The sequence below is a fragment of the Saccharothrix sp. HUAS TT1 genome, from assembly GCF_040744945.1.
GTDB lineage: Bacteria > Actinomycetota > Actinomycetes > Mycobacteriales > Pseudonocardiaceae > Actinosynnema.
This window is the reverse complement of record NZ_CP160453.1, coordinates 6,121,409-6,144,531: the sequence shown is the minus strand read 5'-3', so window position 1 is coordinate 6,144,531 and position 23,123 is coordinate 6,121,409. Positions and strand designations below refer to the sequence as shown.

Genomic DNA, 23,123 nt, shown 5'->3' with positions numbered 1-23,123 from the left:
GTCACCTGGCCAGCCAACCGCCGTCCACGGGCAGCACGACCCCGTGCACGTAGTCGGCCGCGCGGGAGCACAGGAACAGCACCGCGCCCGCGATGTCCTCCGGCTCGGCCCAGCGCCCGGCCGGTATCCGGTCCAGGATGGACCGGTCGCGGTCCGGGTCGGCGCGCAGCGCGGCGGTGTTGTCGGTGGCGACGTAGCCGGGCGCGACGGCGTTGACGTTGACCCCGCGGTGCGCCCACTCGTTGGCCAGGGCCCTGGTCAGCCCCGCGACGGCGGACTTCGAGGCGGTGTAACCGGGAACGGTGATGCCGCCCTGGAAGCTGAGCATCGACGCGACGTTGACGATCCGGCCCGACCCGCGCGCCAGCATCGCCCGGCCGACGTCGCGCGACAGCGACCAGGTCGCCCGCAGGTTGACCGCCAGCACGTGGTCGAAGTCGGCGTCGCTGTGCTCGGCGGCCGGCGCGCGCCGGATCGTCCCGCCGTTGTTGACCAGCACGTCCACCGCCATCCCGGCCAGCCGCTCGCCCAGCGCGGCCACCTGACCGGGGTCGGCGAGGTCGGTGCGGACGGGGGTGAACACCCGCCCCTCGCCCTCGACCGCGGCCCGGACCGCGCTCCCGCCCTCCGGCATGGACGAGCTGACTCCGACCACGTCGGCGCCCGCCGCCGCCAGCAGTCGGGCCACCGCGAGCCCGATGCCCCGACCGGCGCCGGTGACGGCCGCCGTCCGACCGGTCAGGTCGAACAGGCCGGTGACCCCGGGCGTCACCGCAGACCTGCCACGGGGTGCGGGTCCATGTCGTCGAACGACTGGTTCTCGCCCGCCATCGCCCACACGAAGCTGTACGACGCGGTGCCGACACCGCTGTGCAGCGACCACGGGGGCGAGATGACGGCCTGCCGGTCGGCCACGACCAGGTGCCGGGTCTCGGTCGGCTCACCCATCAGGTGCACCACCCGGGCGTCCTCGGGCAGGTCGAAGTACAGGTAGACCTCCGTGCGGCGGACGTGCGTGTGCGCGGGCATCGTGTTCCACATGCTCCCGGCGTGCAGCGTCGTCACGCCCATCACGACCTGGCAGCTGCGCACGCCGTTCTCATGGATGTACTGCGTCAACGTCCGGCGGTTGGACGTCAGCGGGTCGCCCAGCTCGCGCACCGTGCCGCCGCCCGGCTCGACCAGCACCGTCGGGTGCGCGGTGTGCGCGGGGGCGGAGAAGAGGTAGAACGCGGCGGGCGTCGTGGCGTCGTCGGAGGAGAACGACACCTCCACCGCGCCACGCCCGATGTAGAGGCACGCCGTCGGTTCCAGCCGGTGCTCGACGCCGTCCACGACCACCGCGCCCGGACCGCCGACGTTGACGATCCCGGCCTCGCGGTGCTCGAAGAAGTGCTCCGACCGGATCTCGGGGAACGTCGGCAGGCTCAGCGGCCCGGTCCGCGGCAACGCCCCGACCAGCACGACCCGGTCGTGGTGGCTGTAGACCGCGCGCACCTCGTCGTCGGCGAACAAGTCCTCGACCAGGTAGTGCCGCCGCAGGTCCTCCGTGCCCAGGGACCGCACCTGCTCCGGCCCGATCGCGAAGCGCTGATCCACGCCGTCGCCCTCCTTGCTCGATCACTTCACCACGTCAATAGGAAAAACAGTCAATCTCAGACAGAACCGGAGAGCAATACTGTTCGCTTCGTTTGTTACGATCACTTTCGATCAGGGGGTGTGGTGATGACGGACAGCCCGCAGGCGGTCGACCGGAGCGCGATGCTGCCCGCGGACCGGAGGCAGTGGCTGCTGGAGCACCTGTCCGGCCGGGGCGTCCTGCGCATCACGGCCATCGCCCGGATCATGGGCGTCACCCCGGTCACCGTCCGCCGGGACGTCAACGGCCTGGCCGCCGAAGGACTGGTCGAACGGGTGCACGGCGGCGTCCGGCTCGCCGACGTGCCGGGTGCCGGGAGCGGTCCGGGCGCCACGTCCGCCATCGGCATGGTCGTGCCGTCACTGGACTACTACTGGCCCGAGGTCATCCGCGGCGCGCAGGACGCGGCGCACGACAGCGGCGCGCGGCTCGTGCTGCGCGGCGCGTCCTACCGGGTGGACGACGTCCGCCACCAGGTCGAGTGGATGATCGGCAACGGCGCCGTGGACGCGCTGCTCGTCGCGCCGCCCACCCGGGGCGAGGGCGCCGAGGAGCTGGTGGCGTGGCTGACGTCCCTGCCCGTGCCCGTCGTCCTGGTCGAGCGCTCGGCGGTGTCCGGCCCCTACCGGCGGCACGTCGAGTCGGTCCGCACGGACCACGCGTCGGGCGCGGAACTGGCCGTGCGGCACCTGCACGGTCAAGGGCACGTCCGCATCGGCCTGGTCTCCAGCGCCTCCAGCCCCACCACCGGCCACGTCCGCGAGGGCTGGCGGCGCGCGATGACCGCCCTGTCCCTGCCCGCCGTGCCGGAACTGCTCGTCGCCGCCTGCTACGAGCCCGGCTGGGCCGTGGACGTGGACCGCGTCCTGGACCAGTGCGCCGAGCACCACGTCACCGCGCTCGTCGTGCACTCCGATCGCGAAGCGGTGTCCTTGGTGCAGCGGGCCGAGGAACGAGGCGTGCGCGTGCCCGCGGACCTCGCGGTCGTCGCCTACGACGACGAGGTCGCCCGGTTCGCCCACCCGCCGCTCACCGCCGTGCGCCCGCCCAAGTACGCCATCGGCGGCACCGCCGTCGAACTGGTGCTGGACCGCCTCACCGGGGGAGCGGACCGCCCCGTGCGCCGGGTCGTGCTCAGCTCCGAGCTGTGCGAACGCGGCTCGACCACGCCGGTGGCCCGCGCCCGTCGCTGAACGTTCTTCTTCGAACATTTGCGAAACTGTCGCGCTTTGTGCTCGGGTGTGCTTTCGGCTTCGTCCTGCTCGGGGTGGTGCTCGCGCCGGTCGCCGCGGCGGCGCCGGTCACCATCAGCAACGGAGTGCAGTTCGTCGACACGGCGGGCCGGTCGTGCACGCGCACGGGGGCGGCATCCGGCGGGACGTGCTGACGCAGCAATCCGACGCCGGGCTGGCGGTGGCCAACATCGAACGGCCGAAGGTGATCTACAACAGCGCCACCGGCCGTTTCGTGATGTGGACGCACAAGGAGAACGGCAGCGACTACACCTGGCACGGCAGCTTCCGCCCGCTGGGGCACATGTCGCGGGACATCACCCTGTTCCGCGACGACGACGGCGCCGGCTACATGATCTCGGCCGCTCGCGAGAACGCGGACCTGCACGTCTACCGCCTCACCGCCGACTACCGGCAGGTCGAGTCCAGGGTGCGCGTGCTGTGGGCCGGCTCGTGGCGGGAGGCGCCCGCGATGTTCAAGCGCGACGGGGTGTACTTCCTGCTCACGTCCGGCGCCACCGGCTGGGACCCGAACCAGCAGAAGTACGCCACGGCGAGCAGCGTGGCGGGCACGTGGAGCGCGCTGCGCGACATCGGTGACGGCACAGCCTATGGCTCGCAGACCGCGTTCGTGCTGCCGGTCCAGGGCACGCAGACCACGTCCTACCTGTACCTGGGCGACCGGTGGGCGGGCGCGTGGGACGGCCGGGTCAACGACTCGCGCTACGTGTGGCTGCCGCTGACCTTCCCCAGCAGCACCACGATGTCGATGAGCTACGCGTCCCAGCTGACCATCGACGCCGCCGCGGGCACCGTGACCCCGGTGTCCTCGCCGTCCTACGCGCTGACCGCCCGGCGCAGCGGCAAGTGCGCGGACATCCCGAGCGCGAGCCAGGTGGCCGGGACGCAGCTCAAGCAGTACCCGTGCAACGGCGCGAACCAGCGGTGGGACGCGGAGAACGCGGGCAGCGGCCACCACCGGCTGGTCGCCAGGCACAGCGCCCTGTGCCTCGACGTGACCTCCGCGTCCACTGCGGACAGGGCGACCGTGGCGCAGCGGGCGTGCAACGGCGGCACGAACCAGCAGTGGAGCAGGTAGGACGTCGGGTGTGACCGGTGGGCGGTCGTCCGGCCGCCCGCCGCGAACGCGTCACCGGCGCCGACCGGTTCGACCACGTCCACCGCCGGCGCGGGCTCGAACACCGGGTCTTCCCCCGCTCGCAGCACGGACGCCCCCGCCGCGCCCTGCTTGACGACCAGGGTTCGCGGCTCGGGCAGCACCTCGCGGCCGGCGGCCGGGGTCGTCGCGCCCCACAGCGCCCCGGCCTCGTCGTCACCGACCAGCACGACGTCGGCCTTCGCGGCCAGGGAGCGGAGGGTGTCGGGTCCGTCCGCACCCCACAGGGCCGGCCGCCAGTTGACGTCGAAGGACGTCGTGACGCCGGGGTGGTCGAGCACGGCGTGCACCAGTGCAAGGCAGGAAGGGGAGAGGGCCGCGGTGATGGCGCTGCCCGCCTTGCCGACCTCCTCGATGTAGAGGCCGGTGGGACGTCCGGCGTCGACCCGCACCAGGGACACGTCCACGCCGGTCGCGGCCACGGCCACGGCCCCGACGACCGCCCGGCCGAACGGGTCGTCGCCCATCGCGCTCACCCAGCCGACCGGCACGCCGAGCGCGGCCAGGGCACAGGCCACGTTGGACTCCGCGCCCCCGGTGCCGCGCAGCCAGGTGGTGACCTCTTCCGGCAGGCCGGGCTCGCCTGGGGTGAGCACGGCCGTCGACTCCCCGACGCACAGCACAGTGGCCACCTCGACTCCCTCGGCCAGTCAAACGAGCAAACCGATCGCAAATGATCAGATAGTGCTGAACTCGGTCAAAGTGAAACGAGTGCGCTCGGGCCACAGCGAACCGGGCCAGGCCGCAGGAGCGGCCTGGCCCGGTCGTCGCGTCCGTCCGAGGGGGGTCGGTTCGGAGTGCGAGGGGCGAGCGCGGTGGTGGCGTGATCGGGGGGATGTCACCACCGTGCTCTTTGGACGTTGGTCACGCCGGTTCGGTTGCGGTTTGGGGGGTTGCGGTGGTGGTGTCGTCGGTGACGGTGGGGGGCTTGAGGTAGCTGGTGGCCCAGGCGACGGCGATGGTGATGACGGCGAAGATGACGGCGGCGATGATGGGGGCGGAGGCGTTGTAGTTGTCGATGGCGATGCTGCCGGCGAAGGCGCCGAGGGCGATGCCGACGTTGGCGGCGGAGACGGGCAGGGATTGGGCGAGTTGGCCGCCGGGGCCGGCGAGGCTGATGACGCGGACCTGCAGGGAGGGGACCATGCTGTAGAAGAACAGGCCCCAGGCGAGCAGGGCGAGGGCGACGAGCCAGGCGACGGTTCCGACGAAGTAGAGCAGCAGCAGGGATGCGGCCAGGCCGATGGAGCCGATGATGAGGGTGCGGGAGGCGTTCCAGTCGGCGAATTTGCCGCCGCGGAAGGAGCCGATGGCGGTGGCGACGCCGTAGGCGAGCAGGAAGGCGCTGAGCCAGGCGCCGGAGATGCCGGTGACGTTCTGCAGGAAGGGGACGATGTAGGTCAGGGCGGCGAAGGTGGCGGAGAAGACGATGAAGTTGAGGAAGAGCACGGCCAGGACGCGGGGGGCGAAGGCGTACTTGGCCTGGTGGGCGGCGCCGCCGCCGGCGGGTGGGACGCGGGGGACCAGGGCGATGGTGGCGAGCAGGGTGATGACGGCGCCGACGACGATGGCGACGAAGGAGCCGCGCCAGCCGAGGGTCTGTCCGACGAGGGTGCCCAGGGGGACGCCGAGGGCGCCGGCGAGGGAGACGCCGGAGACGACGATGCCGATGGCCTGGCCCATGCGTTCGGGGGCGACGACGGCCATGCCGGCGATGAAGGCGCCGGCGATGAAGAGTCCTTGTGAGGCGCCGATGAGGAAGCGCACGATCATGAAGACGGCGTAGTCGGGGGTCAGCACGGCGACGAGGTTGCAGGCGACGAACAGCGCGACCGAGCCGATGAGGACGAGTTTGCGGTCGAGTTTGATGGTCAGGGCGGTCAGGACGGGTCCGCCGATGGCCAGGCCGAGGGCGTAGACGGTGACCAGGTTGCCGGCGGCGGGGATGGTGACCTGCAGGTCGGCGGCGATCAGGTCCAGCACGCCGACCACGAGCAGTTCCCCGCTGCCCAGCACGAACATTCCGAGGAACAGCGTGGCCAGGACCAGGTTGGCCCTGCCGGGGCTCAGCGCCGTTTGCTGGGTACTCATGTGCACTTCTTCCTTGTCGCTGTCACGTGGTGTGGCTGGTGCGTGGTCCTGTCGCGTGGGGACGGTCGGACGGGCGGGTCGTTCCGCCTCCGTGCCCGTGTTCCCGCCTGCTCCCGCGTCGTGCGGTTCGGTGGTGCGCGTGCCGTCCCGGCCCTGTCACGTCCGTGGGTGTGGTCGTGGGGTTCCGGTGGCGGGTGGTCCGGGGATGGTCCCGGTCCGGTCGCCGAGCTAGACTATAGGGAGCCATCCCTAACATGGCAATCGCGGGGGGAAACGTGCGTCGAACCGCTGCTCAGACCCGCTCCCACGTGCTGGGAGTAGCCGAGGGTCTGTTCTCCCGCAACGGCATCCGGGCCACCGGGGTCGACCTGGTGGCGGCCGAGGCCGGTGTCGCGCCGACGACGCTCTACCGGCTGTTCTCGTCCAAGGACGGCCTGGTCGGGGCCTATGTGGAGCGGGCGGACCAGGAGTTCCGGGCGATGTACACGGAGGTGATCGCGGCGGCCGGGCCGGAGCCCCGCGACCAGGTCCTGGCGTTGTTCGACTTCGTGTACGCGCAGATATCCTCGGAGCGGTTCCGCGGCTGCGCGCTGCTGAGGACGTTGGCCGAGTTCCGGGACCCGGAGCTGCCCGGGCACCGCAACGCGATGGCGGCGAAGGCGTGGATCAGGCAGAGCATCGGCGACCTCACCGACCGGCTCGGCGTCGAGCACCCCGCCGAGCTGGCCGACCACCTCACCCTGGTCCTGGAGGGCCTGTACGCGTCGGGCCAGTCGCTCGGCCGGGTCGGTCCGGCCAAGCGGGCCCGGAGGCTGGCGGAGGTGATCCTGGCGAACGCCGAACCCCGGTCGGACGGGGCCGAAGTCGGATAAGGCGATCTCCCCGAGTTGTCGGACCGGACTTCTCCGACAATTCCGGGTCGGTCGCCGACCGCTACCGGTAGCTGCCGAAACCGGTGGACACATGGTCCCATTCCATCGGGATCGGCAGGACGTAGGTGGGGTTCTGCGGCCAACCGGCAGGTGAATCCTCCCAGTCCTCTTGTCGACCATAAGGCGTCAGGTCGAAGACGCCGGTGGTGAAGACCAGTTTTTCGATTCCCCGTGACGTGGTGCTGTACGCCCGGTAAACGTCGTCACCGTCCCGCAGGAACGTGGTCAGCATGAAACCGCGACCGGCGTCGCAGTCGTCGGAGAACGACGTGCCGCGGGACGACACGAAGGGCAGCGCCCACCCCATCTTCGCCTTGTACCGCTCGATCTGCTCCAGCGGCATGTTGGACGCCGTGACCCAGGTGATGCCCTGGTCGGCCAGCATGCGCGGCGCGTTCGCGGGAATGTTGTCGGTGAACCACGTGCAGCCGGGGCAGTAGCGGTCCGGGCCGTTGTCCATGAACTGGTAGACGATCAGCTGGTCGCGACCGTCGAACAGGTCCAAGAGCGACTTCGGGCCGTCCGGGGTGGCGAACTCGTAACCGTTGTCGAACTTCACCATGGGCAATCGGCGGCGGCGCGCGGCGAGCGCGTCGGCGGCCCGGGTCGCTTCCTTCTCGGCCGCGCGCAACTCGTCCCGCGCCTGCCGCCACTCTTCCAGCGTCACGATGTCCGGTTTCGGCTTGTCCATGCGGCGACTGTACCGGGAAGGGCAAGCCACCCACGGTCGGACGAATGTCAATAGCGCATCCCGATCGCCTTTGCAGCGTGTTTCCGGAAGTGCGCAACGTGGAAGAAGTACCCGATTGCGGCACCGTGCCAGAGTGCTCCCAACCGGTGGTGAGTCGGCACCCAGCCGGAACAGTCCCGTCTTCGTATCGAGGAGCGCAGATGACGATCAGTGAGGCGCCACCGCAGGTTGACCTCGTCGGCCGGGCGACGGACCTGGTCCCCCTGATCCGCAAGCACGTCGCCTGGCAGGACGAGCACCGGGTCATCCACGAGGACGTGATCCAGGGCATCATCGACGCCGGGATCATGAAGATGCGCGTCCCGGTCCGCTACGGCGGCTACGAGTCCGACGTGCGCACCGTGTCCGCCGTCATCTCCGAACTCGCCCGCGGCGACGGCTCCGTCGGCTGGACCATCTCCACCCTCACCATGGGCTCCTGGCTGGCCGGCCTGTTCCCCGACGAGGTCCAGGACGAGATCTTCGCCGACCCGAACGTCCGCATCGCCGGCGGCGTCAACGCCAGCGGCATCGCCACCCCCACCGACGGCGGCGTCATCCTCAACGGACGCTGGCACTTCAACTCCGGCGCCCCCCACAGCCAATGGGACACCCACTCCGTCCTGCTGGCCACCGACGACGGCGGCTACGTCCCCGCCACCGTCGCCATCCCCATGACCGACCTCACCATCGTCGACGACTGGCACACCGCCGGCCTGCGCGCCACCGGCAGCGTCACCACCATCGCCGAGAACCTCTTCGTCCCCCACGCCCGCGTCCTGCCCATGCTCCCCGTCTTCATGCACGGCCAACACCTCTCCAAGCTCAACGCCGACTCCCTGACCTGGAAACTGCCCTTCGTCCCCCACGCCGTCGCCGTCACCAGCTCCTCCGCCCTGGGCATGGCCAAAGCCGCCCGCGAAGCCTTCTTCGACCGCCTCCCCAACCGCAAGATCACCTACACCGACTACGAACACCAGGCCGACGCCCCCATCACCCACATCCAGGTCGCCCAGGCCGCCGTCAAACTCGACGAAGCCGAATTCCACGTCCACCGCGCCGCCGAACGCCTCGACACCAAGGCACAGACCGGCCAACCCTGGACCCTGGAGGAACGCGCCCTGGGCAAGATGGACGCCGCCGCCGCCTGCCTGCGCGCCAAGGAAGCCGTCGACATCCTCAACACCGCCAGCGGCGGCTCCTCCATCTACTCCGACCAACCCATGCAACGCATCGAACGCGACATCCAAGCCCTCAACCTCAACGGCGTCCTGCACCCCAACACCAACCTCGAAACCTACGGCCGCATCCTCTGCGGCCTCGAACCCAACACCCCCCTCCTCTAACCCCAAACACCACAGCACCAACCCCACGCGACCATGCGGCCGGAACACCCGGCCGCATGGTCGCGTCGACGCATGTCCACTTCGAACAGGGAGCTTGCGCGCACCGGGAACGACGGAACGCTCCCGGGATCCGCCGGCCGACTCGACGTGGTGTCCGAGTGCGACGGCGGGTCCCGGGAGCGTGGATCGGCCCGACCCCGCGGCTGGGTCTAGAGGCCGGCCAGGAACTTCACCAGTTCCGCGTTGACCTCTTCCGGCGCTTCCTGCTGGGTCCAGTGCCCGACGTTGGGCAGCTCGACCGTGCCGGTCAGGTTCGGCACGAGCATCTGCAGGTTGGCGATCAGCTGGTCCAGGCCCGGCAGCTTGACGCTGCCGTCGCGCTGGCCGTACACGTGCAGCGCCGGGGTCGTCATCGCCGCGCTCTGCCACGGCGCCGTGAGCTCCCAGCTGACGTTCATCGTCCGCCACCAGTTCAGGCCGCCGGTGAAGCCGGTGCGCTCGAAGTCGGCCGCGTAGGCGTCCAGGTCGGCCTCGGTCAGCCACTCCGGCAGCGCGCCCGCCTCGGGGAGGAGGTCGGAGAGCGTGCCGCCCTCGGGCACCAGCGGCAGGCTCGGCCCGTCGGCCTGCGGCGAGTCGCCGAAGCCCCACTGGAAGAAGCGCAGGACGCTGGTCCGCGCGTCCCGCGCCAGCTCGGCGTCCGCCACACCGGGCGTCTGCAGGTAGTTCATGTAGAAGCCGGGGCCGAGGCCCTGCGTCATCCCGGTCAGCGCGCTCACCGGGCCGCGCGGGAGGTAGGGCAGGCCCAGCGCGACGATGCCGCGGACGCGGTCGGGCCGCAGCAGCGCGGTGTTCCAGGCGACCGGCGAGCCCCAGTCGTGGCCGACCAGGACGGCCTGCTCCTCGCCGAGCGCGTCGATCAGGCCGACGACGTCGCCGACCAGGTGCAGCTGCGTGTACTGGTCGACGCCTTCCGGCCGGTCGGTCTGGCCGTAGCCGCGCTGGTCGGGGGCGACGACGTGGTACCCGGCCGCCGCGAGCGCGTCGAACTGGTGCCGCCAGGAGTACCACGTCTCGGGGAAGCCGTGCAGCAGCACGACAAGCGGCCCCTCGCCCTGCTCGGCGATGTGCATCCGGATGCCGTTGGTCTCGATGAACCGGTGACTGACCCCGGCTGCCACGCCCCGGCCCGGTGCCGACTGCTCACTCATGGCACACCTTCCCTGTCCTGTGTCGAAGTGGAATGCACCGAAACCCTCGCACCAGCGCCTCGACCACTACCACTCCGTCCTTGCCCACTTGACCGAACCGGTCGAGCACAAGGGAAATCGGTCGCCGACAGGCACAACTCCGCCGCCAACACACCTGTGGTGGCGGGGTCTGCCGGGACGCCGAGGGCTCATCCGTGAACGCCTCGATCGGCTTCCCGTAGTCGACGCGCAGTGATCACCCGGTCACGATGGGGGTGGATGCGGGAGGAGCCACCAGTGGACCGAGCGAACCGGATTCCCATGGCGCGGGGTCGGCTGCCCCTGGTCGGGCACGCCTGGCCGATGATGCGCGATCCGCTGCGGTTCCTCGGCTCGCTCGCCGGGCAGGGGCCGCTGGTCCGCATCGCGCTGGGGCCGGTCAAGGCGGTCGTCGTGTGCGACGCCGGGCTGGCGCAGCAGATGTTCCTGGACGACCGCACGTTCGACAAGGGCGGCCCGTTCGCCGACCGGGTGCGCGAAGTGGTGGGCAACAACCTGTCCACCTGCCCGCACCACGAGCACCGCAGGCAGCGGCGGTTGTTGCAGCCCGCGTTCCACGTCGGCCGGTTCGACGCCTACGGCCGCACAATGGCCGCGCAGGTCGCCGACCGGGTCGACGTGTGGCGGGACGGGCAGGTGCTCGACGTGCCCGCCGAGATGGCGATGCTCACCACGAACGTGCTGACCGCCACGATGTTCTCCGACACGCTGTCGCCCGCCGAGCTGAAGCAGTCGCAGGAGGACGCGGACGTGCTCGCCACCGACGTGCTGCCGCGGATGATGATGCCCAGGGCGTTGACCAGGCTGCCGATCCCGGTCAACGTCCGGTTCGACCGCGCGCACGCCAGGCTCCGGGGGATGGTGGAGGCGATCGTCGCGGCCCGGCGGGCGGAGGGCGGTGACCGGGGCGACCTGCTGTCCGCGCTGCTCGCCGGGTACGACGAGGAGTCGAGCGGCGCGGAGCGGACGCTGTCCGACACCGAGGTGGTGAACCAGATGCTCACCTTCCACCTGGCGGGCAGCGAGACGACGGCCGTCACGCTCGTGTGGGCGCTGCACCTCATCGCGCGGCACCCCGACGTCGAGCGACGCCTGCACGCCGAGGTCGACGCCGTCCTGGGCGGACGCACCGCGGGCCCGGACGACCTCGCCGCGCTGGAGCTGACCGGTCGGGTCGTCACCGAGACGCTGCGCCTGCGCTCACCGGTGTACATCCTCACCCGTGAGGTCACCTCCGACACCACGCTGGGCGGGCACGCCCTGCCGGCGGGCACGGTGCTGGCCTACAGCCCGTACCCGATCCACCACGACCCCGACCTGCACCCCGACCCGCACCGCTTCGACCCCGACCGCTGGGACCCGGTCCGCAAGCCCGCGCGGCACGCGTTCGTCCCGTTCGCCAACGGCGCGCGCAAGTGCATCGGCGACAAGTTCAGCCTGATGGAGGCGACGCTCGCGCTGGCGTCGATCGTGGCCCGGTGGCGGCTGGAGCACGTGCCGGGCGAGGAGGACGTCCGCCCTGCCGCCGCCGCCGTGATCCGGCCGCGCCGGCTGCGGATGCGCGCGTCCAGCCGCCTGCCCGCGGTGGGGTAGCCACCCCTGCGAACCGCGCGACGGGCCGAGAACCCTCTGGTGGGAGACTGGGCGGATGGAACGCGCCCGGCCCTTCGACGCCGACTCGCCCTCCGCGTTGGTGCGCCTGCTGGTCGACGGCAGGCCGCGCACGCGGGCGGACATCGTGGCGGAGACCGGCCTGGCCCGCTCCACCGTCCGCGCCCGGCTCGACTCGCTGCTCGCCGCCGGGCTGATCCTCGACATCGGCAGCAGCCTGTCCACCGGCGGTCGCCCGGCGAGCCTGTTCGCGTTCAACCCCCGCGCCTCCCTGGTGCTCGCCGCCGACGTCGGCGCGACCCACGCCACCGTCGCCGTGGCGGACCTGGAGTGCCGGCTGCTGGCGGTCGAGGAGGTCGGGCTCGACATCGCCGACGGGCCGGAGGTGATCCTGCCGCTGCTGGTCGGGGCTTGGCGCGACCTGCTGCCCGCGGGGGACGGGACGACCGTGTCGGGGGTGGGCATCGGCCTGCCCGGACCGGTCGAGCACTCGTCCGGCCGGCCGAACAACCCGCCGATAATGCCCGGCTGGAACGGGTTCGACGTGCCCGCCGCGGTGGGGGCCGAGCTGGGCGTGCCGGTGCTGGTCGACAACGAGGTCAACCTGATGGCGCTGGGCGAGCACGCGACGGCGTTCCCGGACGAGCGGCACATGATCGTGGTGAAGGTCGCCACCGGCATCGGGTCGGGCTTCATCAGCAACGGCGTGCTGCACCGGGGCGCGGTCGGCGCGGCGGGCGACCTGGGCCACGTCTACGCGCCCGGCGGCGGCGACGCGCTGTGCCGGTGCGGCAACACGGGCTGCCTCGAAGCGGTCGCGGGCGGTCCCGCGCTGGTGGCCAGGCTGAAGGCGCGCGGTGTGGGCGTCGCGAGCACCGCGGACGTCGTGCGCCTGGTGCGGGCGGGCGACCCCGAGGCGGGCCAGGTCGTGCGCCAGGCCGGTCGCGACATCGGTGACGTGCTGGCGGCGTGCGTGAGCATGTTCAACCCGTCGCTCGTCGTGGTCGGCGGGATGGTCGCGCAGGCGGGGGAGATGCTGCTCGCCGGTGTCCGGGAGTCCGTGTACCGCCGCTCCCTGCCGCTGGCCACCGAGAACCTGCGGATCGTCGCGTCCCGGGTCGGGGTGGAGGCGGGCGTGCTCGGTGCGGCCGCCATGGTGACCCAGCACGTGCTCTCGGCCCAGGTCCTGGACGCCCAGCTGGTCTGACCGCCCGTGGACGGACCCCGGCCCGCGCCGACGGGCGCCGACCGGTCCACTCAGGACGGACGTGGAAGGCCCGCGGCGGGCGGTGGTCCGAGCTTCGCGGCAGGATGTCCGGGGTGTCGACCTCCGCGCGCGGGTTCTGCCCGGTTGTCACCGCCCGTCGCAGCACGGGTCGGCTGGATGGTCTATACCGCGCTGTCCCGACCGCTCCTAACCTCGGTGTGAGAGCGTTCTCACACCCCTGTCGGCCACCCACTCCCGTTGGGGAGGTCCCGTGCTGAACACCGTCTTGTCGAACACCGCCGTCCTGGCGTCCCTGCTCCTGTCCTCTGTGGTCGTTCCCGCCGAGTCCGCGACCGCACCGCCACCGCCACCCGCGCCCGTCGCGTGCGACAGCTACTGCGACGACCGGGACCCCGCCCTGCCACCCAGCGCGCACCGGTCCCGGACCCGGCCGTCGGCGGTCCCGCCGACCACCCTCGCCGCGATCTGCAACCAGCACTGCGACGGGCGCGACCCGGCGCTCTCGGCGGGGGAGCGGGTCGCCCAGGCCCTGCCCGTCGGCGCCGGTCGGGTGGAGCTGCACTTCGACGGCTCCGAGACCATGGGCTGGGCGGTGCTCTCCGGCGGCGGCGCGGTCTGGCTGGACCGCTCGTTCGACGCCGGCGTGACGTGGCAGCCGAAGCTGGGCGAGGTCACGGCCCCCGCGGGCGGGCGCACGCTCATGCACAACGTGGACGACTGGGTCGGCCTGCGCGTCGGCCTGCTGCGCGCCTGCGCCCAGCCGACCGGGTCGTCGACCATCGCGTGCACGAGCTGGTACCGCACCACCTGGAACGCCTGGGACCGCCGCACCGCCGCGGCCACCGCGCTGATGCAGCGGTACAACCTCGGCACCGGCCTGTTCGACACCACGGGCTGGTGGAACGCCGCCAACGCCCTCAACGCGATCATCGACAACGCGCGGGTCAGCGGCATGGGCTCCTACCGCTACGCCATCGCCCGCACGTACGACCTCAACCGCACCGCGTGGGACGGCAACTTCATCAACGAGTACAACGACGACGTCGCCTGGTGGGGCCTGGCCTGGATCGCCGCCTACGACCTGACCGGCGACCGCCGCTACCTCGACACGGCCCGCGTCGGCGCCGACCACATCCACCGGTACTGGGACGCGGTGTGCGGCGGCGGCATCTGGTGGACGTCCAGCCGGACCTACAAGAACGCGATCGCGAACTCGCTCTACGTCCAGCTCAACGCCGCCCTGCACAACCGGCTGCCCGGCGACACGACCCACGTGCAGCGGGCCCGGGACGGCTGGCGGTGGTTCGAGGGCAGCGGGATGATCAACGGCTCGAACCTGGTCAACGACGGCCTGGTCACGTCGACGTGCCGCAACAACGGCCAGACGCCGTGGAGCTACAACCAGGGCGTGCCGCTGGCCGCGTTGACCGAGCTGCACCGCGCCACGGGCGACCGGTCGTACCTGGACCGGGCCCGCGCGCTGGCCAACGCCTCGACCACGAACGCCGCGCTCAACCCCGGCGGGATCGTGTTCGACAACGGCGGCGGCGGTGACGTCCCGTCCTTCAAGGGCGCGTTCGCGCGCGGCCTCGGCAAGCTCAACCAGGCGCTGGCCGACCGCCCGTACACCGCCTACCTCAAGCGGCAGGCGGACACGGCCCACGCCAGGGACCGCTCCAGCAGCGACTCCTATGACCAGCCGTGGGCCGGACCGTTCCAGCGCAGCGACGCGGCCCGCCAGCACAGCGCGGTGGACCTGATGAACGCCGCCGGCTGACCGACCGCCCTCCCGGGGCTCGCCGACCGAGGCGAGCCCGGGAGAGGCGAGCCCGGGAGAGCCGTCAGAGCCGGGCCCGGCCGCTCACCGCGGCGGCGTCACCCGCCCGCGCCAGGCGCTCCGCCGCGCGCTCCGCGGCAGTGCCCCGGACGCCCGCGGCGAGAGCGGACGCCCCGGGCGCGTCGTGAGCGCCGACGATCCCGCCGCGGACCCGGTTGTTGTCCGCCACCTCCGCCGTCGGGTCGTTCGCGGTGAGGTGGAGCGCGCCGTTGATGATGTTGTCGTCCACCGTCGTGCGCCCGCCGGTGGTGTTCGAGATGCTGACGTCCCGGGCGAAGTAGCCACCGGAGGCGCAGGTGTCCAGGCCGCCGTTCGGGCCGAGCTGCACACCGCCGACGCTGCCGGCGAACGTGGCCCTGCCCTGCACCGCGCTGTCGCACACGACGCTGCCGGTCGAGTTGTTCAGCACCGACAGCGCCCCGTCCACGAAGGCGCCGTGCAGGTCGGTGAAGTAGGTCCCGTTCGTGCTGACGTTGCCGAGGACTTCGCTGTCGGTGACGGTGATCTCGCCGACGCCCGCCGTGATGCCGCCGTCGACCTTCGAGCCCTGCTCGGCGAACAGGAAGCCCTCGATGGCGGCCGTGCCCCTCGGCTCGACGACCACACCGCCGGTGTCGGTGCCGCGCAGGTACAGGCCGAACCCGCCGGCGGCCAGGGTGAGGGCGCCGTCGATCCGGGTGTCGGTCGAGTCGAGGTAGCCGTCCGCCGCGACCCACACCCCGCCGTTGATCGTGCCGCCGTGCACCACGAGGTTCGCGCCCGCGGCCACCCGCACGTCACCGGTGATGGTCGTGCCGCGCAACGAGCACGACTGCCCCGCCGGCACGAGCAGGTCGCTGGGGACCGTGACGGGTCCGCCGCTGCCCACGCAGTGCATCACCAGGTCGGCGTGCGCGCTCGGCGCGGCGCAGACCGCGGAGGCGGTGACGATGGCGCTCAAGGTCGCGAGCGCGGAGGCGGTCCGTCCAGCCATCTGTGTTCTCCCTGCTGGTGTGAAGGAACTACTTGCCGATGTCGGATCGCGAAGCCGCGCGCACGATCGCCGCCTGCTCCCTGCGGGTGAGCACGTCCCGGGCCACCAGGTCGTCGGTGACCAGTTCGACGTGCCGGACGAACGCCGCGTGGTCGGGGTGCTCGCCGTGCTGGTCGACCAGGTCGCTGACGGTGCAGCCGTCGCCGGTGTCGACGTTCGGCACCCCGGTGTCGTCGCGGCCGATGACCACCGTCGGCCTGGTGTCGGAGTCCGGGCAGGCGTCCGCTCCCGGCGCGACCACGGTGAAGGACGAGGACTTCTCCGCCGCGGTGTTGCCCGCGTTGTCGGTGGCCCGGTACGCGACGGTGTGCGCGCCCGCGGTGTCGACCACGAGGGCGGCGGAGTGCGGCGCCCACGCGCCACCGTCCACCTTGTGCTCCACGAGCTTGACGCCGGACTGCGCGTCCGTCGCGGTGATCGTCACCGTCGCCCGGCCGATGTAGCGGCCGTCCGGGTCCGTGGAACCCGACACCGCGGCCGACGTCGTGGGCGGCGCGGTGTCGGCGGGCGGTGTGGCGACGGTGAAGGCGACCATGCCCTCGGGCGAGGTGTTCCCGGCCTCGTCGGTGGCCCGGTAGTGCACCATGTGCGCGCCGGGGGACGTCACGGCGACCGGCGCCGCGTACGCGGTCCACGGTTCGGCGTCGAGCTTGTACTCCACCAGGTCCACGCCCGAACCGGCGTCGGTCGCGGTGACGGTCACGGTCGCCGTGCCGACGATGTCGCCGTCCGGCTCCCGGTCACCGGCGACGGCGGCCGTCACGGTGGGCGGCGTGGTGTCCGAGGTCGGCTCGACCACGCGGAACACCACCGAGCCGACCTCCGAGGTGTTGCCCGCCCGGTCGGTCGCCCGGTACCGCACCGCGTGCTCGCCGACGGCGGTGATCCGGACGGGCTCGGTGTGGGGCCGGAACCCGGCGCCGTCCACCTCGTGCTCGACGGCGCCGACCCCCGAACCCGCGTCGGAGGCGGTCACGGTCACCGTGGCGCTGCCGACGTAGGCCCCGGCGGTGTCCCGGTCACCGGCGACGTCGGCCGTGACGGTCGGCGGCGTGGTGTCCTCGCCGCCCGCGGTCACGGTGAACTCGCCGGTCATCGAGCCGTGGCCGGGGATGGTGCAGAAGTAGCGGTACTTGCCCGGCGTGAGCGTGACGGTGGCCTCGTGCCTGCCGTTCCGCGCGTCGAACGGGTTGGCCAGGACGTCCAGGTCCACGTCGTGGTTGTAGCCCGGCGACGAGGTGTCGAACGTCAGCGTGTGCGGCATGCCGGTGGTGTTGCCGGTGGCCTCGCTGTTCTCCCAGACGATCCTGGTCTCGCCCGCCACGGCGGTGGCGGGCGCGGTCTTGTAGCGGGTGGTGTCGTTGTCGGCGGTCCAGGTCAGCACCTGCTCCTGGACCTGGACGGGTGCGGACGGCGTCGCGGTGGCCGGGACGGCGGCGGGCGAGGCCCACATCAGGGCAACCGCCACACCGGCGGTCAGACGTCGGAACATGGTGCACCTTCCCTGGGCGCGGCGGTGACCGGCCGGCGCACGCGGTCGCGCGCCGGCCGGGAGCCGTTACAGCGACCGCACCCGGATGTCGCGGAAGTCGATCACGTCGGAGTTGCCGTGGTTCTGCAGGCCGAGGAAGCCCTCGGCGAACTGGCGCAGGTCCGTCGGCGGGTCGCTCGGCCGGGACGACTGCCTGCCCGGAGCGTTGTCGAACTCGTTGATCACCACGCCGTCGCGGATCACGGTGTAGCGCTGACCGACGACCCGGATCTCGTAGTCGTTCCAGACCCCCTTCGCGGGCACTTCGGACGTGGGCGGCCCGACCGGGTCGAAGTTGTAGATCGACCCGGTCTTCTGCGGCTCGCCGTTCGCGCCGTCGTAGATCTGCACCTCGTGCCCGCAGTAGATCGCCACCCACGCGGGCGACGTCCGCGCCGAGCCGACCGTCCCGCAGCTGTCCGGCGGCCGGTCCGCGAGCGGGGTGCGCGGGTCCGGGAACCGGGTGAACACGCCGCTGTTGGCCCGGACGCCCTCCGGTGACGAGTCGCGGAACTGCAACCGCACCGAGAAGTCGCCGAACCGCTCGCGGGCGTACCAGAGCATGCCGAGCCCGCCGGACGAGCGCAGCGAGCCGTCCGGCTGGAGGGCGAACGACCCGCTCGGGGCCTGCACCCAGCCGCGCAGCGACTCGGCCGTCCCGTCGAAGATCGGCTCGTAGCCGGTGCTCCCGTCCCGGCCGACGGCCGAGGCCGAGGCGGCGCGGGCCAGCGCCGCGCTCTCCCGGCCGGTGAGCACGCCGTCCCGCGCCAGCCGGTCGGCGACCGCCGTGACGTGGCGGACGAACGCGCCGTGGTCGGTCCACGTGCTCTCGTCGTCGATCAGGTCGTCGACCGTGCAGCCGCCGCCGACCTCCGCGTTGGCCACGCCCGTGTCCTCGTCGCCCAGCCACACCGTGTCCCGGTCGTCGGCGACCGCGCAGCCGACGTCCACGGTCAGCGGCACCACCGCCGTCTCGCCGTCCGCGTAGGTCACGGTGAGCCTGGCCTGGTACCGGCCGACCGCCGCGTAGGTGTGGCGCGGGTCGGCTTCGGTGGACGACGTGCCGTCGCCGAACTCCCAGCGGTGCGCCGCGCCGCCGGATCGCGAGCCGGTGAACGCGACGGTCAGCGGCTTGTTCTGCACCGCGACCGACGTCGCGGCCGGCGCCGGTGTCCGCTCGCCGCCCCGGTAGTTGATCCGGATCAGCTTCTGGTTGGCGTGCAGGCTGAAGAACCCGCTGCCGTAGTCGAGCAGGTAGAGCGCGCCGTCCGGGCCGAACTTCGCGTCCATCCAGCTCTGCAGCCGGTCGTTGCCGAGCCCGCCGGGGATGATCGCCCGCAGGCTCTCGGCGAACGCCGGGGGAGCGGCCGTCGGCACGCCGGCCGGGTCGACGGTGACCGCGATCCGGTTGGCCGAGTTCGACTGGTCGCCGATGAACCACTTGTCGTCCCAGTACTCCGGCCACGCGACACCGCTGTCGGTGTCGACCAGCTCCCGGTGGTAGGTGGGCCCGGTCATCACGGCCTGCCCGCCGCCGCGCAGGTACGGCTGCGTGTACGTGGCGTCGTCCGGGTCGTAGGTGGGCACGCCGCTGCCGTCCGGTCGGGCCGGGAACACCGGGCCGCCGCCGCTCGGCGAGTACCAGATCATGTTGTTCTTGACCGGCGGCAGGTCGACCAGGCCGGTGTTGCGCGGCGAGGTGTTCTTCGGCGCGTCGCAGTCGTACCACCCGGTCAGCACGGTCGCATCGGTGTTGCTGCGGTCCCGGTACGGCTGCTTGTTGCCCATGCAGTACGGCCAGCCGTGGTTGCCCGCCTCGGTGATGATGGTCGCGGTCTCGTACTTGGCCGGGCCCAGCTCGGGCTTGGGCACGGTCGCGTCCGGGCCGACCCACGCGGCGGTCAACCACTGGGTGACCGGGTCGACCTGGAGCCGGGAGATGTTGCGCACGCCCATCACGTAGATCTCCGGGCGGGTCTTCGCGGTGCCCGGCGGGAACAGGTTCCCCTCCGGGATCGTGTACGTGCCGTCCGGCTCCGGGTGGATGCGGATGATCTTGCCGTTGAGGTCGTTGGTGTTGCCGGCCGTGCGACGCGCGTCCTGGAAGGACAGCCCCTCCCACTCGGCGGTCCAGTTGTTGCCGGAGTAGCCCTGCGAGCCGAGCGAGGAGTTGCTGTCGCCGGAGCCGACGTACAGGTTGCCCTTGGCGTCGAACGCCATGCCGCCGCCCGCGTGGCAGCAGCTGTGCTGCTGGACCTCCCACTGCAGCAGGTCCACGCGGGAGGCCAGGTCGATGGTCTTCGCGTCGTGGTCGTAGGTCAGCCGCGAGATGGTCCGCTTGCCGGTGCGCTTCGCCCGGTCGACGGTGTCGTGCGGCATCCAGTAGACGTAGAGCCGGCCGTTCTCGGCGAACGCCGGGTCGGGCACGATGCCCAGCAGGCCCTCCTCGTTCTTGACCAGCTCGGTGCCGCTGCCGCGGTTGCCCATGACCGGCAGCGTCGCCAGCAGCTTCACCTGCTCGGCAGCCGGGTCGAACCGGTGGATCGTGCCGCAGCCGAGGCCGACCTCGGGCTTGGCCCAGTCGGCGACCGGCCCGGTCGGGCAGGCGGCCTTGCCGACGTAGAACACCGCGCCGTCCGGTGTGGTGGTCAGGCCGTGCGGCTCGCCGATCTGGTCGAGCTGACCGGTCCGGTTGGCCGCGGTCAGCCGTTCGACCTCGTAGTTGGCCGCGATGGTGGCCTGGCAGTCGCCGCGCACGACACCGGTCGTCCACTTGAGGGCGCCGGTCAGGTGGCGGCGGAAGGCGTCCTCGCCGTAGCCGTCCTCGGTGTGGCCCATGCCCGTGTAGAAGGAGCGACCGCCGTCGTAATCGCGGCACCAGGAGACCGGGTGGAACGGGCCGTTGGGTCCCGGGCCCGGGTCGTAGTGCCGCTCCTCGACCTGGGCGAGGGTGTGCACGAGGCCGACCGGGTTCGGCTCCCAGTTGTACCAGCGGTCGGACCGCGTGACGTTCAGCGGCAGGCCCTCGTTCGCCGGGTGCTGCCGGTCCAGGACGTTCACCACGGACCGGTGCACGCCGGGCGTCGGCGGCGGTGTCGGGTCGCCGGAGAACAGGCGCAGGTCGGCGAGCTGGGTTAGCGGCTCACCGGAGTTGGCCGTGATGTTCAACCGGTAGTGCTGGAACGACCGGGGCTCGGCGATGGTGAACAGCCGCGTCTGCGCGCGCTCCTGGAACGCCTGGCCGGTCCGGCGGTCCAGGTCGGTCCAGGTCGTGCCGTCCGCGGAGCCCTGGAGCGTCCAGTCCTTGGGGTCGCGGCCCTCGACGTCGTTGGCCGAGGTGAGCGAGTAGCGGTTCACCTCGGCGGCCGCGGGCAGGCGGAAGGCGACCCACGCGGTCCGCGTCCGGACGAGCCACTTGGTCTCCGGCTTGCCGTCGGTCAGCATCTCCTTGGGCTCGTTCGGCGGGTTCTCCCCGCTCGCGGTCACCGCGCTCACCACCTCGGGGGTGGCGGTGCTGCCCAGCGGGCGGGTGCCGATCAGGCCGGTGAACCAGGACGAGTCCAGCTGCGCCTTGGCGGCGTCGGCCACGCCGAGGAACCCGCCACCGGCCTTCACGTAGGCCCGCAGGACGTCCTCCTGGTCACGGGAGAGCGTCGCGCCCGCCGCCGACAGGAACACCACACCGCGGTAGCGGGCGAGGTTGTCCGCGGTGAACGCGGCCGGGTCGGACGACACGTCGACGGTCATCCCGTTGGCCGCGCCGATCTCCCGGAACGCCGTCGCGGCGCGGGTGACCGGGTCCTGCTGCTCGGCGGCGGGGCCGTGGAAGACCAGGACGGGCACCGCGGTGGCGGCGGGGGTGACCGCCGGCGCCGGTGTGCCGACCGCCGTGGGCGCGCCGACCGCCGGGGACCCGCTGATCACCACCGCGGCGGCGATCAGCGCCGGGACGAGCCGTCGTGCCGTCCTCCTGCGATACCGGTGCGGAAAGAGCCTCGGCCCCATCCCTCACTCCTTTGCCGTGGTCGGCCACGAGGTCATCGTGCTGGCGGGTGCTGGTGCTGCCCGTGCGGGTCGTGAGCCGGTGCGGCCGCGCCGCCGTGGGCGTGCCCTCGGAAGCGGTCGATCGCCTCCTGCGCGCCGGGCGGCATGCCGCCGTCGGCCTCGCGCACCAGGAAGATCCCGGACATCCCGGTCTCCGAGTGGTTCTGCACGTGGCAGTGGTACATCCACGCGCCGGGGCCGACGCCCTCGCCGGCGAGCACCTGGAACCCGAACGAGCTGCCGGGGTTGAGGTCCTTGTTGTCGACCACCCGGCTGGGGTCGGCCGAGCTCTCCAGCATGCCGGTGCGGTTGTCGGCCCAGCGGTGCGCGTGCAGGTGGAACGTGTGGAACAGGGTGCCGTGCCCGATCGCGACCCACTCGACCCGCTGGCCGAGGTTCGCCTCGAACAGCGGGGTGTCCGGCGCGACCCGGTTGTTGATGGTCATCTCGTTGAACACGACGGTGAACTGCTCGTCGGGCAGGACGTCGCCCCGGCGGCGCACGACCAGCGCGCCGTACAGGCCGCGGGCGATGCCCAACGTGCCGTGGTCGGTGCCCATGGCGTGGTCGTGGTAGTGCCAGTACCCCGCGCTGCCGGGCATCCAGCGCCGGCCGGAGGCGGCGGACATCTCCCGCGTGCGCCAGGTGTACGTGCGGGTCTCGCCGGGGTTGTTGAAGGAGGCGTTGAGCGGGCTGCCGTCGGACTCGACGCCGTAGTCCACCCCGTGCGGGTGGATCGACATCCGCCGATCGGTGTTGTTGACGAGGGTGATCTCCAGCGTGTCGCCCTCGTAGACCTCCAGCAGCGGGCCGGGGACGGTCGCCTGCCCGGGCGCGAGGCCGTAGCCGTACAGGTTGCCGGGCAGGGCTTCCGCGTACAGGGTGATCCTCTTGACCACGCCCTCCTGCGCGATCGCGGTGTTCCGGGGCGTCGTGGCGCCCAGCGCCGCGGCCGGGACGGCCAGCGCCGCCGTGCCGGTCGCCAGCACGGCGCGCCGGGACACGAGCCTGCCGGGTTGGACGTGCTTGTCCATCGCTCTCCAAAGGGCAAGGCGCCGCGTGCGTCCCGCGAATGGCGGAACGCACTTTTCCAGCGTTGAATAAACCGGCCGCGGACACGCTCGTGCGGACGGCGAGGAAGGTCGTTGTCGCAGGGTCTTCGGGTTGGGCGAGTTCGGCAGTCTTTCGCATCAACCATCTGCAACTTATGCATGGTTTCGACAAAAGTGTAGGGCCAACCGGGCGAACGGGATGGACAGGATTTGTCCGATCCCGGTACGGCCGGGTAGTCCCATCCGGATCGTTTCAGTTGCGGTTTCACCCGTTGTGGCGGCTCTGGACCGGGAATGACCGGGACGCCAACCGGCGCATCTGCGGCTTTTCTACCTGCGGAAACTTGACGCTCTCGGATTCCGTGGTACTCCATAAATGCATTGCCGGTGTGG

16 protein-coding genes and 1 pseudogene are annotated in these 23,123 nt (G+C 71.9%); 7 read left to right on the top strand and 10 right to left on the bottom strand.

What is annotated here, in order from left to right:
- Position 1: 1 nt before the first annotated feature.
- Together AB0F89_RS27655 and kduI are read right to left on the bottom strand one after the other, a co-directional pair.
- Positions 2-772, bottom strand: a complete 771-nt coding sequence (locus tag AB0F89_RS27655; protein WP_367128537.1) for an SDR family oxidoreductase — start codon at positions 770-772, stop codon at positions 2-4.
- On the bottom strand, positions 769-1,599 hold the full coding sequence (kduI, locus tag AB0F89_RS27650; protein WP_367128536.1) for a 5-dehydro-4-deoxy-D-glucuronate isomerase: 831 nt from the start codon (positions 1,597-1,599) through the stop codon (positions 769-771). Before kduI ends, AB0F89_RS27655 begins: the two co-directional genes overlap by 4 nt.
- A gap of 126 nt (positions 1,600-1,725) precedes the next feature.
- On the opposite strand from kduI, the gene AB0F89_RS27645 reads away from it, so the two are divergent.
- Together AB0F89_RS27645 and AB0F89_RS27640 are read left to right on the top strand one after the other, a co-directional pair.
- Positions 1,726-2,832: a substrate-binding domain-containing protein gene (locus AB0F89_RS27645; protein ID WP_367128535.1), complete on the top strand. Its 1,107-nt coding sequence runs from the start codon at positions 1,726-1,728 to the stop codon at positions 2,830-2,832.
- A 154-nt stretch (positions 2,833-2,986) separates the two neighbouring features.
- Entirely contained in the window at positions 2,987-3,970 is a 984-nt protein-coding gene (locus tag AB0F89_RS27640) for an RICIN domain-containing protein (RefSeq protein ID WP_367128534.1), read from the top strand.
- 47 nt (positions 3,971-4,017) lie between these two features.
- Here the strand turns inward: AB0F89_RS27640 and AB0F89_RS27635 are convergent.
- Positions 4,018-4,671 (bottom strand): annotated as a pseudogene (locus AB0F89_RS27635) (PfkB family carbohydrate kinase); the annotation flags it as partial.
- Between the two features lie 241 nt (positions 4,672-4,912).
- Positions 4,913-6,139: an MFS transporter gene (locus tag AB0F89_RS27630; protein ID WP_367139018.1), complete on the bottom strand. Its 1,227-nt coding sequence runs from the start codon at positions 6,137-6,139 to the stop codon at positions 4,913-4,915.
- A gap of 308 nt (positions 6,140-6,447) precedes the next feature.
- Here AB0F89_RS27630 and AB0F89_RS27625 point away from each other — a divergent pair, with 308 nt between their 5' ends.
- Positions 6,448-7,011 carry a TetR/AcrR family transcriptional regulator gene (locus AB0F89_RS27625; RefSeq protein ID WP_367128533.1) on the top strand — a complete coding sequence of 188 codons (564 nt, stop codon included), beginning with the start codon at positions 6,448-6,450 and terminating at the stop codon, positions 7,009-7,011.
- Positions 7,012-7,072: 61 nt separating this feature from the next.
- Here AB0F89_RS27625 and AB0F89_RS27620 read toward each other — a convergent pair whose 3' ends face one another.
- Entirely contained in the window at positions 7,073-7,762 is a 690-nt protein-coding gene (locus tag AB0F89_RS27620) for a DUF899 family protein (RefSeq protein ID WP_367128532.1), read from the bottom strand.
- A gap of 200 nt (positions 7,763-7,962) precedes the next feature.
- On the opposite strand from AB0F89_RS27620, the gene AB0F89_RS27615 reads away from it, so the two are divergent.
- Complete coding sequence (locus AB0F89_RS27615; RefSeq protein ID WP_367128531.1) at positions 7,963-9,147, top strand: acyl-CoA dehydrogenase family protein; 1,185 nt, start codon at positions 7,963-7,965, stop codon at positions 9,145-9,147.
- Between the two features lie 209 nt (positions 9,148-9,356).
- Here AB0F89_RS27615 and AB0F89_RS27610 read toward each other — a convergent pair whose 3' ends face one another.
- Positions 9,357-10,355 carry an alpha/beta fold hydrolase gene (locus AB0F89_RS27610; RefSeq protein WP_367128530.1) on the bottom strand — a complete coding sequence of 333 codons (999 nt, stop codon included), beginning with the start codon at positions 10,353-10,355 and terminating at the stop codon, positions 9,357-9,359.
- 276 nt (positions 10,356-10,631) lie between these two features.
- Here AB0F89_RS27610 and AB0F89_RS27605 point away from each other — a divergent pair, with 276 nt between their 5' ends.
- From AB0F89_RS27605 to AB0F89_RS27595, 3 genes are all read left to right on the top strand, one after another.
- A complete protein-coding gene (locus AB0F89_RS27605) occupies positions 10,632-11,987 on the top strand; it encodes a cytochrome P450 (protein WP_367128529.1) in 1,356 nt (451 codons plus the stop codon).
- 55 nt (positions 11,988-12,042) lie between these two features.
- Complete coding sequence (locus AB0F89_RS27600) at positions 12,043-13,212, top strand: ROK family protein (protein WP_367128528.1); 1,170 nt, start codon at positions 12,043-12,045, stop codon at positions 13,210-13,212.
- Between the two features lie 271 nt (positions 13,213-13,483).
- Positions 13,484-15,010, top strand: coding sequence for a glycoside hydrolase family 76 protein (locus AB0F89_RS27595; RefSeq protein WP_367128527.1), 1,527 nt, complete (start codon positions 13,484-13,486; stop codon positions 15,008-15,010).
- 64 nt (positions 15,011-15,074) lie between these two features.
- Here AB0F89_RS27595 and AB0F89_RS27590 read toward each other — a convergent pair whose 3' ends face one another.
- From AB0F89_RS27590 to AB0F89_RS27575, 4 genes are all read right to left on the bottom strand, one after another.
- Positions 15,075-16,043, bottom strand: coding sequence for a hypothetical protein (locus AB0F89_RS27590; protein ID WP_367128526.1), 969 nt, complete (start codon positions 16,041-16,043; stop codon positions 15,075-15,077).
- A gap of 28 nt (positions 16,044-16,071) precedes the next feature.
- Positions 16,072-17,595, bottom strand: a complete 1,524-nt coding sequence (locus AB0F89_RS27585; protein WP_367128525.1) for a plastocyanin/azurin family copper-binding protein — start codon at positions 17,593-17,595, stop codon at positions 16,072-16,074.
- Between the two features lie 66 nt (positions 17,596-17,661).
- Positions 17,662-21,639: a ThuA domain-containing protein gene (locus tag AB0F89_RS27580; RefSeq protein ID WP_367128524.1), complete on the bottom strand. Its 3,978-nt coding sequence runs from the start codon at positions 21,637-21,639 to the stop codon at positions 17,662-17,664.
- Between the two features lie 32 nt (positions 21,640-21,671).
- Entirely contained in the window at positions 21,672-22,712 is a 1,041-nt protein-coding gene (locus AB0F89_RS27575) for a multicopper oxidase domain-containing protein (RefSeq protein ID WP_367128523.1), read from the bottom strand.
- Positions 22,713-23,123 lie beyond the last annotated feature (411 nt).

What these genes read in the sequence shown, in the direction of transcription:
- AB0F89_RS27630 (WP_367139018.1), bottom strand. Translation starts at nt 6,139, where the DNA reads ATGAGTACCCAGCAAACGGCGCTGAGCCCCGGCAGGGCCAACCTGGTC.
- AB0F89_RS27585 (WP_367128525.1), bottom strand. Translation starts at nt 17,595, where the DNA reads ATGTTCCGACGTCTGACCGCCGGTGTGGCGGTTGCCCTGATGTGGGCC.
- AB0F89_RS27615 (WP_367128531.1), top strand. Translation starts at nt 7,963, where the DNA reads ATGACGATCAGTGAGGCGCCACCGCAGGTTGACCTCGTCGGCCGGGCG.
- AB0F89_RS27620 (WP_367128532.1), bottom strand. Translation starts at nt 7,762, where the DNA reads ATGGACAAGCCGAAACCGGACATCGTGACGCTGGAAGAGTGGCGGCAG.
- AB0F89_RS27575 (WP_367128523.1), bottom strand. Translation starts at nt 22,712, where the DNA reads ATGGACAAGCACGTCCAACCCGGCAGGCTCGTGTCCCGGCGCGCCGTG.
- AB0F89_RS27580 (WP_367128524.1), bottom strand. Translation starts at nt 21,639, where the DNA reads ATGGGGCCGAGGCTCTTTCCGCACCGGTATCGCAGGAGGACGGCACGA.
- AB0F89_RS27590 (WP_367128526.1), bottom strand. Translation starts at nt 16,043, where the DNA reads ATGGCTGGACGGACCGCCTCCGCGCTCGCGACCTTGAGCGCCATCGTC.
- AB0F89_RS27600 (WP_367128528.1), top strand. Translation starts at nt 12,043, where the DNA reads ATGGAACGCGCCCGGCCCTTCGACGCCGACTCGCCCTCCGCGTTGGTG.
- AB0F89_RS27610 (WP_367128530.1), bottom strand. Translation starts at nt 10,355, where the DNA reads ATGAGTGAGCAGTCGGCACCGGGCCGGGGCGTGGCAGCCGGGGTCAGT.
- AB0F89_RS27645 (WP_367128535.1), top strand. Translation starts at nt 1,726, where the DNA reads ATGACGGACAGCCCGCAGGCGGTCGACCGGAGCGCGATGCTGCCCGCG.